This is a genomic window from Sphingomonas sp. (genome assembly GCF_050725575.1).
GTDB lineage: Bacteria > Pseudomonadota > Alphaproteobacteria > Sphingomonadales > Sphingomonadaceae > Sphingomonas.
This window is the reverse complement of record NZ_JBOHHW010000043.1, coordinates 33,347-43,373: the sequence shown is the minus strand read 5'-3', so window position 1 is coordinate 43,373 and position 10,027 is coordinate 33,347. Positions and strand designations below refer to the sequence as shown.

General features: G+C 63.0%; 9 protein-coding genes. 7 read left to right on the top strand and 2 right to left on the bottom strand.

Annotation, left to right across the window (positions count from 1 at the left end):
• From ACRECS_RS21720 to ACRECS_RS21710, 3 genes are all read left to right on the top strand, one after another.
• On the top strand, positions 1 to 616 hold a 616-nt coding region (locus ACRECS_RS21720; protein ID WP_431585048.1), incomplete at its 5' end, for an LD-carboxypeptidase.
• Between the two features lie 19 nt (positions 617 to 635).
• Positions 636 to 1,109 carry a hypothetical protein gene (locus tag ACRECS_RS21715; RefSeq protein WP_431585047.1) on the top strand — a complete coding sequence of 158 codons (474 nt, stop codon included), beginning with the start codon at positions 636 to 638 and terminating at the stop codon, positions 1,107 to 1,109.
• Between the two features lie 90 nt (positions 1,110 to 1,199).
• The gene (locus ACRECS_RS21710) at positions 1,200 to 3,191 is read left to right on the top strand and encodes a GMC family oxidoreductase N-terminal domain-containing protein (protein ID WP_431585046.1); all 1,992 of its coding nucleotides are present in this window, start codon (positions 1,200 to 1,202) and stop codon (positions 3,189 to 3,191) included.
• A gap of 357 nt (positions 3,192 to 3,548) precedes the next feature.
• Here the strand turns inward: ACRECS_RS21710 and ACRECS_RS21705 are convergent, their stop codons facing one another.
• Positions 3,549 to 5,015, bottom strand: coding sequence for a PLP-dependent aminotransferase family protein (locus ACRECS_RS21705; protein WP_431585045.1), 1,467 nt, complete (start codon positions 5,013 to 5,015; stop codon positions 3,549 to 3,551).
• 63 nt (positions 5,016 to 5,078) lie between these two features.
• Here ACRECS_RS21705 and ACRECS_RS21700 point away from each other — a divergent pair, with 63 nt between their 5' ends.
• The 3 genes from ACRECS_RS21700 (at position 5,079) to ACRECS_RS21690 (ending at position 7,309) form a co-directional block, all read left to right on the top strand.
• Positions 5,079 to 5,696 (top strand): YczE/YyaS/YitT family protein, encoded by a 618-nt coding sequence (locus ACRECS_RS21700; protein ID WP_431585044.1) that lies wholly within the window; start codon positions 5,079 to 5,081, stop codon positions 5,694 to 5,696.
• 130 nt (positions 5,697 to 5,826) lie between these two features.
• The gene (locus tag ACRECS_RS21695; RefSeq protein ID WP_431585043.1) at positions 5,827 to 6,732 is read left to right on the top strand and encodes an alpha/beta hydrolase; all 906 of its coding nucleotides are present in this window, start codon (positions 5,827 to 5,829) and stop codon (positions 6,730 to 6,732) included.
• A gap of 217 nt (positions 6,733 to 6,949) precedes the next feature.
• A complete protein-coding gene (locus ACRECS_RS21690; RefSeq protein ID WP_431585042.1) occupies positions 6,950 to 7,309 on the top strand; it encodes a hypothetical protein in 360 nt (119 codons plus the stop codon).
• Between the two features lie 30 nt (positions 7,310 to 7,339).
• On the opposite strand, the gene ACRECS_RS21685 is transcribed toward ACRECS_RS21690, so the two are convergent.
• Positions 7,340 to 7,708 (bottom strand): VOC family protein, encoded by a 369-nt coding sequence (locus ACRECS_RS21685; protein WP_431585041.1) that lies wholly within the window; start codon positions 7,706 to 7,708, stop codon positions 7,340 to 7,342.
• Between the two features lie 304 nt (positions 7,709 to 8,012).
• On the opposite strand from ACRECS_RS21685, the gene thrS reads away from it, so the two are divergent.
• Positions 8,013 to 10,025 carry a threonine--tRNA ligase gene (gene thrS, locus ACRECS_RS21680; protein ID WP_431585040.1) on the top strand — a complete coding sequence of 671 codons (2,013 nt, stop codon included), beginning with the start codon at positions 8,013 to 8,015 and terminating at the stop codon, positions 10,023 to 10,025.
• Positions 10,026 to 10,027 lie beyond the last annotated feature (2 nt).

Below are 10,027 nucleotides of genomic sequence, written 5' to 3'. Positions count from 1 at the left end.
GCTGTGGTTCGCGCGCGGCGGATATGGCTCGAACCGCATCCTTGCCGATGTCATCCCCAATCTCGGCCCCGCCGCCGCGACCAAAAGCTATGCCGGCTTTTCCGACATGGGCTTCATCCTCGGCGCGCTCTATGCGCGGCGTATCGGCAAGCCGGTCCATGCGCCGATGGTCTCAAGCATCAACAACAGCCATGGCGGCGACGCTGTGATCGCGCGGACGCTCAGCTGGCTGGTCGACAAGGATCGCCGCTGGCTCGAGCCAAGCCTGGGCAAACAGCCGACCGTTGCGTTCAACCTGTCGATCCTCAACAATCTGCTCGGTACGCAGTGGATGCCCGACCTGACCGATCATGTGCTGATGATCGAGGAAGTGTCGGAGGCGCTTTACCGCGTCGACCGTATGCTGTTCCAGATGGCCAATGCGACTCAGTTGAAGGGCATTGCCGGGGTCCGGCTCGGCGCGATCAGCGACGTGACCCCCAACACCCCGGAATTCGCCGAAACCCCGCAGCAGATGATCGAACGCTGGTGCAAGGATATGAAGGTGCCGTTCCTCGGGCCCGCCGATATCGGACATGTGCGGACTAACAAGGTGGTGCCGTTCGGGCTGGTGTAGGGGAGCGATGATGCGGGTCATGTCATTCGGAATCGGAGCCGCCGGCCTGTTAATGCTTGCCGTTCCAGGTGTCGCGGCCGAACCGGTTTTGCCCAGGGGCGCGTTCATTTTGCCGGGGTCAGCCGTTTCGGGAATGCTGCAGCAATGCTCGCGCGACGTACCGAAGGCCGGGCAGGGCAGCTGGCAGCCCCGGCCTGCCGATATCCTTGCCCTGGAGGCTGCGCTTCCCGAAATGTTGCGCCGGCAAAGCCCCAGAGATCCCCTATTCTGGAAGAATGTGCCGCACGATTGGCGGCGGCAATATGTCGGCATCGTTCGCGGAGGGCACCGTTACATTTACGGCAACTTTGCGAAGGACAACTCGGACAGCAACGGCGTCAATTGGCGGCGAGAGCCGATGCAAGTCTGCGACGGCGGCCGCAACTATTTCGGGGTCGAATATGACGTGGCGGGCCGTCGCTTCACGCATGTCGCGTTCAACGGGCCCTATTAGGGCCGGGCGATCGAATATCGGCAAGTCTTTGCTCGCCGCCGCGGTCGTCGCACGCTAGGTACGCAGCCGGGACCATTCGGGGGCAACCAGATGCGAACACCATTTAATCCGCTTCAGGCGGCAATCCTGAAGGCGTTGACCGAGGCGCTGTTCCACGGCGTCGATATGCGCATCACGTCGCGTCAGGTCGTGGCCAATCTGCAGCACCAGTTCGGCATGTTCGAGGGCAATAAGCCGCAAGAGATCGGGCTCAGCCTCTATCTGGTCTGCTTCGTGCTGGGTGGCCCGTTCTTCCTGCTGTTCAGCCCCGCATGGCGTGCGCGTCGCGTGGAAAAACGACTCGCGCGGTCGCAGAACAATCTGATGCAGGATCTCGCCCGCATCCGGGGCGTCATCTATGCCGGCTATTACGGCCATTGGATCGGCGCGGTCGAAGAGGATAATGACGACAATCCGGTGCTGAACGCGATCGGCTTCGAATTGCCGCATCAGCGCATCCGCGGGACTGGCGAAGTGCCGATCACGCTCTTTTCCGGGCGCGATCTCGCCCATGACGACGTGCTCGCGCCGGATGAGGCACCCGATACGGTCGGGGTCATCGTGATCGGTTCAGGCGCGGGCGGTGCGGTCGCCGCGGCCAATCTCGCACAGCATCATGACGTGCTGGTGATCGAGGCGGGCGCGCATTACCCCTCGGCCGCAATCACCCATGAGGAGCGCCGCATGACCGCGCGGCTGTTCGTCGATGGCGGGCTGCAGACCAGCCGCGACCATGACATCGTCATCTTCCAGGGGCATTGCGTGGGCGGCTCGACCGTCATCAACAACGGCATTGCCTTGCGCGTGAAGCAGGCAGGGATGACGCATCCGCAGGCCAATGACGTGTTCGCCAGCTGGGCTGCGCTCGGCGCCCCGGTCGATGTGGCGCGCTTCGAGGCTGCCTATCACACGGTCGAGACGCGGCTCGGCATCGAGCCGATCGATCAGAAAAGCGGCCGCAACAACGGCACGCATCTGCTCAACGGCTGGGCGGCGCATGCCGCAGCCAGCAGCGACCCGATGGACGGCGAATCACCGGCGCTGTGGTTCAGCAAGAATTACGGGCCGCGAGATATCCATGCCGACTGCGCCTATTGCGGCTATTGCAACACCGGCTGCCCCTATGGCCGCAAGCAAGGCATGGCGCAGTCCTTCCTGCTCGACGCGCGGGCGGCGGGCGCGCGCATCCTGATGCAGACGACGGTCGAGAAGATCGTCTGGGGTGAGCCCGATCTCGACGGGCGGCGCGTCGCGACTGGCGTAGAGGTGCTGCGGCCCGATGGCAGCCGCCGCATTATCAAGGCGACCAAGGGCGTCGTCGTCGCGGCGGGCACGATGGCGTCGAGCCGGATCCTCGACAAGAGCGGCATCGAGGGCACGGGCGAGGGCATCTCGCTCAACATCGCCTGTCCTGTGGTCGCGCTGATGCCCGGTACGATGCGCGCCTGGGACGAGGACCAGATGGCGACCTATGTCGATCGCGGCGATTTCCTGCTCGAATCGCATTTCCAGCCGCCGATGAGCATGTCGACCCTGATGCCGGGCTGGTTCACCGACCATGCCGGGCGGATGCTCAATTACAGCCGGCTGGCGTCGGCCGGCATCCTCTTTCCGGCCGACCGGCAGGGCCGGCTGATCGGCGGCAAGCTCCATTTCAAGCTGCGCGACGATGTCGAGCTGCCGCTGCTGCGCCGCGCGCTGGCCACGCTCACCCGAGTGCATTTCGCCGCCGGCGCCGAGGAAGTTTATCCGGCGCTGACCCGTGGGCCGATCCTGCGCAAAGGTGACAATATCGACCAGTTCTACGAACAGGGCATTCGCGAGGCGGACGACGTCACGCTGTCGAGCTCGCACCCGCAGGGCGGCAATGGCCGCAATGCCGATCCCGAAAAGGGCGTGATCGACCTCGATTGCCGCGTCCATGGCACCACCAATGTACTGGTCGCCGACGCCAGCACCTTTACCAGCTGCATCCGCGTCAATGCCCAGCTGACCACCATGGCGATGTCGCATTATGCCACGGCGGGAAATCCGTTCGCCTAGCATGCGTTGATGGCGCTGCGGCGCTGGGTTCTTCAACAATCAGAAAGAGCGTGCCGGACTCAGGGTATTGATCCTGAGTCCGGCACGCGATGTCATGCCCGATCCCGGGCGATGGTTGAATTGTCGCCGACGACAGCGCTGCGGGGAAGGCGGTGAGAGATATGGGACACCCTATGTGCCATATCCCGGCGTGAGGCGGGCCATGCAGGCTGTCGATCGCACAGGCCGCATGATTATCGTGGTTCAGCAATATGTTACCGGATTTTTCGCGATTCCTGGTATCCACCAATATCGATAAATTCCCATTCAGCTATCCATGAAATTGATAGCTGGGCCATCCGACGTGCCGAATCCGCACTAGATCACGCGTTGGGCTTCCAGTTCCCATGCCGCATCGGGCACGCGTCCATGGCGCGTGCGCAGTCGCGCTTCGGCCATGGCGAGGCGATCGACCGCCAGGTCGAGTTCGTCCTCGGTCAAGGTGAAGGGCAGGCGGACAAAGCGTTCGAACGCGCCATTGACCCCGAAGCGCGGGCCCGGCGCGATGCGCAGCGACAGGCTTTGCGTCATGGCGGCCAGCGCCGATGCCTCGGGGCGCGGCATCTCCGCCCATAGCGTGAAGCCGCCGGCCGGTACCGGTACGCGCCAGTGCGGCAATGCGTCATGCAACCGCACGATCAGATGGTCGCGGCGCGCGCGAATATCCGCCCGGTCGCCGTCCGCCCGGATGCTGCCGTCAAGCAAAGCGGCGACCGCCAGCTGGTCCATCACCGGCGTTGCCAGGTCGAGCGTCGAGCGGATGCGGCCCAGCGCGACGATCGTCTGCGCATCGGCACGCAGCCAGCCGATCCGCAGGCCGCCCCAGAAGCGTTTGCTCGCCGATCCGATGCTGATCACCGTGTCGCCATGCGGGTCGTGTGCCGCGACCGGCGGCGGCGCCGGCTTGTCGAGCGTGACCGCCGCCATCGTCTCGTCGATCACCAGCGGCGTATGGGTTGCCCGCGCCGCCCGCACCAGTGCGGCGCGCGTGTCCGGGTCCATGACGCGGCCGGTGGGGTTGTGGAAATCGGCGATGATATAGGCAAAGCGCGGTCCGGTCTGGCGCAATGCCGCGTGAATCGTGTCGATATCCCAACCGGTCGCGGGAAGCCCGACCGGTACCGCGACGCAATTCTGCTTGAGGATCGCGGCGATGGCGTTGTGATAGGTCGGATGGTCGACAATGATGCGGTCGCCCGGTCCGGCGAACAGTCGCAGCAACAGCGCGAGACCATGTTGCGCGCCGCTGGTGACAAGGATCTGATCGGTCGTGGTCGGGCAACCGCGCGCGGTATAATCTGCGGCGATCGCCCGGCGCAGGCGCGCAATGCCGAACACTTCATAGCCAAGACCGGACAGGAAAGCGGGCATCTGGCTCAATGCCTGTTCATAGGCGTACCAGATGGTTTGCGGCGCGGGCAGCGCGGCGTTGGTCCAGTCGATCACACCCGGCGCCTGTTCCTCCGTCAGCGCATCCGGATCGGGCGTGGCGCCGTGCCCAACGCCGGGAAGCCGCGTGACGCTGCCCGATCCCTGCCGGCTGAGCAGATAGCCGTCGTCGCGGAGCAGTTCGAAGGCCGCGGCGATCGTGGTGCGGCTGATACCGAGCGCGCGTGCCAGGTCGCGCTCGCCACCGATCCGCACGCCAAGGCCGATGCGGCCATCGAGGATCAACAGGCGCAGCGCGCGGGCGAGCTGGCGATAGGCGGGGCCGCCGCCCGCGTCGCTGCGCCACATGCCGAGTTGTCGCGCGAGCGAGATTGGGCTGAGCGAATTAACGTCCATAAGGGCCAATATCTTTGAATTGGCCCTCAAAAACAATGCCTATCCGGATTATTGGCTTGGTTCATGATGAAACAGCGCCTTTTCCAACTCCTCTGGGGTCTTTCGCTTTACGGCTTCTCTATGGCGCTGATGCTGCGCGCCACGCTCGGGCTCGATCCCTGGGACGTGCTGCACCAGGGGCTGGCGCCGCGTATCGGATTAAGCTTCGGCATGACGGTCAATGCGATCGGGCTGCTCGTGCTGCTATTGTGGATTCCGCTGCGGCAACGGCCCGGGATCGGCACGGTGCTTAATATCCTGATCATCGGCACGGTGGTCGATCTGTCGCTGATGATCCTGCCGACGCCGGAGGGCTATGCCGTCCGTTTCGTCTTCCTGATCGCCGGGATCGTGCTGAACGGTATCGCCGGCGGCGCTTATATCGGTGCTGGCCTCGGCGCCGGACCGCGCGACGGCCTGATGACCGGCATCGCCAGCCGGACCGGCTGGCCGATCAAGATCGTCAGGACCGCGATCGAACTGGGCGTCCTGGCGGCCGGCTGGATGATGGGCGGCACAGTCGGCCTTGGCACCGTGCTGTACGCCATCACCATTGGCTGGGTGGTGCATTACGCAATTCCGTTCTTCACCCTGGTTGGCAAGGAGCCGGTTCCGGAATTGGCCATCCCCGCGGAGCAATAGCGCAGCGCCACTGCCGATCTGCCCCGATCGTGCAACCTGCTGCCGCAAAGGCGGCCGATCGGACGGCATCGCGGCTTCCAACCGGCCGCCATGACCGTCATGCGGCAGGCACAGGGATTTTGGGGGCGAGATGAAGACGACCTTGATGGCCGCCTTGCTTGCGGCGGCGTTATTGCCCGGCTGTACCGGGCCGGTCGCAGCCGAGACCGCCGACAGGGCCGAGGGGCTGCCTTATGAACTGAAGGACACACAGGTCTGGACGGTGCCCGATCCCGCCACGGGCCGATCCTATCAGCTGTTCGTGAGCCTGCCGGCCAGCTATGCCGCCGATCCGTCGCGGCGCTATCCGGTGATGTATGTCGCCGATGCCGATTATGGCTTTCCGCTGATCCGCTCGATCAGCCGGCGGATCAATCTTGAGGGCCCCGCGATCGAGGAATTCATCCTGATCGGTCTGTCTTACGCCAAGGGCGAAAATGGCATGACCAGCCGTCGCCGCGACTATACCCCGACCGCCAATGCGCCCGCCAGCGTGCCCAAGGACCAGGTTCATGGCCAGGCATGGGCCTATCAATATTATCTGAAGAAGAGCGTCCTGCCCTTCGTGGACACGCGATTCCGGACTGACCCGGCACGCCGGATCTTCATGGGCCATTCCTATGGCGCGCTGCTGGGAACGGGCATCCTGTTCAGCGATCCGACCCTGTTCCACGACTATATCCTGGGCAGCCCCTCCTTATGGTATGACGATCGGTACATGCTGCGCATGGAGGAGGATTATGCCCGCACGCACAAGGATCTGCCGGCCAATATCTTCATGTATGTCGGCGCCTTCGAAGCCGTCCGTCCGGGCGATCCGCGCTACAACCGCAAGGATGACATGGTGGCGGACATGACGGCGTTCGAGACGCAACTGAAGTCGCGCCACTATCCCGGCCTCACCATCGCCTCGCGGGTCTTGCCGGAGGAAAATCACCTGACGGTCTTTCCGCCGGGCTTCACCCGCGCGCTCCAGCAAGTCCTGCCGGTCCGCTGACCTGGGATCCACTCCTGATCCTCGCTGCAAAGGGAGCCCTTGCGGGGTGTGAAGCTGATTCCAGGCATGATGTGAGTCGATCGGGAGTGAGTTCGCAGCCCGCAAATCCAGACGCGGCGCCGGTGAATTCGGTACCTTTTGATAGAGATGGCACGAGCTGAATGTCTTACGACAGTGCTTCTAAACCAATCGTGATACTCCGAAGGAAGGTTGTCAGGTGAAATACGTGCAGCCAATAAAGATAACATCTAAAGAAATATTGGACACTCTCAAAAGGAGGGACGTAGCGCCGGCTGATAGAATCAGTACAGTTTTATCGGCTGTTTACTACGGAGAGAGTGTAGAATTTTCTGGAGACGTGCTAATAAAGGAATTTTCGGGGGCTGATTATAATGAAAAGATATATCTCAAAAACATCTTTGAGACATTTCATCAAATGTACCAAACTACCTATAGGATAGATGAAAGTATCTCTCTTCTTGAGGAATATAAACGGAAGTCTCCAGAAAATACTCTGGAAATAGAAGATACGATCGATTCATTAATTGAGTATAAAGTGATTTTCAGAAAATCTTGAATTTGTTGCCTAAGAGGGCAGTATATCCGCCTATCGTGGTGAATTGCTCGGCCAGCCGATCCGAACCAGCACGCCGTCGGGATCGCTGAGCGCGAATTCGTACATGCCCCATGGCTTGTCGCTCGGGCCCTCCATCTCGATGATGTCGCCAGCAAAGCGTGCCGCGACGGCATCGACATCGGGCGTATAGAGATAGAGGCCGAACGGATTGCGCCCCGGCACAACCCAGCCCTCGACTGCCTTGTTCAGGTGCAGGGTGCCGCCCTTGCCGTCGGCGAGGATGCGGTAATCGTCATGCTCGTGCGGTTCCGGCGTCGTGAAACCGAGCCGCGCGTAAAAGGCTTCGGAAATGTCGAGATCGTTGCAGGGCACGATTGCGGTAAGACCCGGTGTCGGCATGGCGGACTCCCTTGAGACTCGCTGATCTGCCCAGCGGCCCCGACCTGCAGGTCTAGCGTCCCTGACCCAGGCTCGCTATATCATCCTCATGCAGCGCGCGATCATCTCTCGCATGACTACCACCACCCCGGTTTTCCGGGGGGATCTCGGCTTGCGCGTCACCTGAATCGACGCCCACGCCGAAGGTCTCGCCCGGGAACGGGTGAGCCGGCGTCTCTCTTCCGTTCCTGAAACTCGACTCTCGGCGCTTTTCCAAAGCTTCGCGGGTGTGCATAAGCCCGCCAAATCGACAGGAACTATTTCGATGAACGACATGCTTTCGATCACGCTGCCCGATGGCTCGGTCCGTGCGGTGCCGCTTGGCACCACGCCGGCGGATATCGCCGCGGCGATCGGACCTGGCCTGGCCAAGGCGGCGATCGCGGCGCGGGTCGATGGCGAGCTGCGCGACATCACGCGCCCGTTCGAGCGCGATGCCAATCTGGCGCTGGTCACGTCGCGCGATGAGGCCGATGCGCTTGAGCTCGCGCGCCATGATTATGCGCATGTGCTGGCCGAGGCAGTGCAGGCGCTGTTTCCGGGGACGCAGATCACTTTCGGTCCCTCGACCGAGGACGGCTTCTATTACGACTTCGCGCCCAAGGACCGGCAATTCACCGATGAAGATTTGCCGGCGATCGAGGCGGAGATGCGCAAGATCATCGCGCGCGACGAGCCGCTGATCCGCGAAGTGTGGAGCCGCGCCGACCTGATCGCGCGCTGGCAGAAGCAGGGCGAGAGCTTCAAGGCCGAATGGGCGGCCGAATTGCCCGAGGGCGAGGAACTGACGGTGTACCGCGCCGGCAAGGGCGAGAACGCGTGGCTCGACATGTGCCGCGGGCCGCATCTCGCCTCGACCGGCAAGCTCGACCCCCAGGCGTTCAAGCTGACGCGCGTGTCGGGCGCCTATTGGCGCGGCGACCAGAAGAACGCGATGCTGTCGCGCATCTACGGCACCGGCTGGCTCAACAAGAAGCAGCTCGACGCGCATCTGCTGCGCATCGAGGAAGCGGCCAAGCGCGACCATCGCAAGATCGGTCAGGAAATGGATTTGTTCCATCTCCAGAGCGAAGCGCAAGGGTCGGTTTTCTGGCATCCCAAGGGCTATCTGCTGTGGCGCCAGCTCGAGGCCTATATGCGTCGCCGGCTCGATGCCGCGGGCTATCAGGAAGTGAAGACGCCGCAGTTGATGGACGCGCGACAATGGGAAGCCTCGGGCCATTGGGGCAAGTATCGTGAGAATATGTTCGTCGTGCCCGACGAGGTGCCCAATACCGAGGATGATGGCCCAGTGCTGACCGGCGAAGGCGACCTGATGGCGCTCAAGCCGATGAACTGCCCGGCGCATGTGCTGATCTTCCGCCAGGGCATCAAGTCGTACCGCGACCTGCCGCTGCGTCTTGCCGAGTTCGGCTGCTGCCACCGCAACGAGCCGCATGGCGCGTTGCACGGCATCATGCGCGTGCGTCAGTTCACGCAGGACGATGCGCACATCTTCTGCCGCGAGGACCAGATCGTCGATGAGGTGCGGCTGTTCTGCGACCTGCTTGACCTGATCTACAAGGATCTCGGCTTCGCGACTTATGCGATCAAGCTCGCGCTGCGCCCCGAAAAGCGTTTCGGGACGGAGGAGATGTGGGACAAGGCCGAGGCGAACCTGCGCGACGCGGTCGCCCAGGCCGGCCGTGCGGGGCCGGAATATGGCTGGGAGGAATTGCCGGGCGAGGGCGCCTTTTATTCGCCCAAGCTCGAATTCCATTTGACCGACGCGATCGGCCGGACCTGGCAGTGCGGCACGATCCAGCTCGACTATGTCCTGCCCGAGCGACTCGATGCGTCCTATGTCGGTGCGGACGGCGAGCGGCATCGGCCGGTGATGCTGCACCGCGCGATCCTCGGTACGTTCGAACGGTTCCTTGGCATCTTGATCGAGCATCATGCCGGGCGCTTCCCGATGTGGCTCGCGCCGGTCCAGGCAGTGGTCGCGACGATCGTGTCCGATGCGGACGATTATGCGCATGAGGTCGCGGCGGCGCTGTCGGCGGCGGGACTGCGGGTCGAGACCGACCTGCGCAACGAAAAGATAAACTATAAGGTGCGCGAACACAGTCTCGCCAAGGTCCCCAATCTGCTCGTGCTCGGCAAGCGCGAGGCGGAGGAGGGCACGGTCGCGCTGCGCCAGTTGGGCAGCGAGCGGCAACAGGTCATGCCGCTCGATGCGTTGATCGCCATGCTTGTTGCCCAGGCGAGCCCGCCCGATTTGATTCCGTCAGGCTGAGG

Excerpts from the sequence above, each read along its gene's own strand:
- ACRECS_RS21715 (WP_431585047.1), top strand. The coding sequence starts at position 636 with ATGTCATTCGGAATCGGAGCCGCCGGCCTGTTAATGCTTGCCGTTCCA.
- ACRECS_RS21710 (WP_431585046.1), top strand. The coding sequence starts at position 1,200 with ATGCGAACACCATTTAATCCGCTTCAGGCGGCAATCCTGAAGGCGTTG.
- ACRECS_RS21705 (WP_431585045.1), bottom strand. The coding sequence starts at position 5,015 with ATGGACGTTAATTCGCTCAGCCCAATCTCGCTCGCGCGACAACTCGGC.
- ACRECS_RS21700 (WP_431585044.1), top strand. The coding sequence starts at position 5,079 with ATGATGAAACAGCGCCTTTTCCAACTCCTCTGGGGTCTTTCGCTTTAC.
- ACRECS_RS21695 (WP_431585043.1), top strand. The coding sequence starts at position 5,827 with ATGAAGACGACCTTGATGGCCGCCTTGCTTGCGGCGGCGTTATTGCCC.
- ACRECS_RS21685 (WP_431585041.1), bottom strand. The coding sequence starts at position 7,708 with ATGCCGACACCGGGTCTTACCGCAATCGTGCCCTGCAACGATCTCGAC.
- thrS (WP_431585040.1), top strand. The coding sequence starts at position 8,013 with ATGAACGACATGCTTTCGATCACGCTGCCCGATGGCTCGGTCCGTGCG.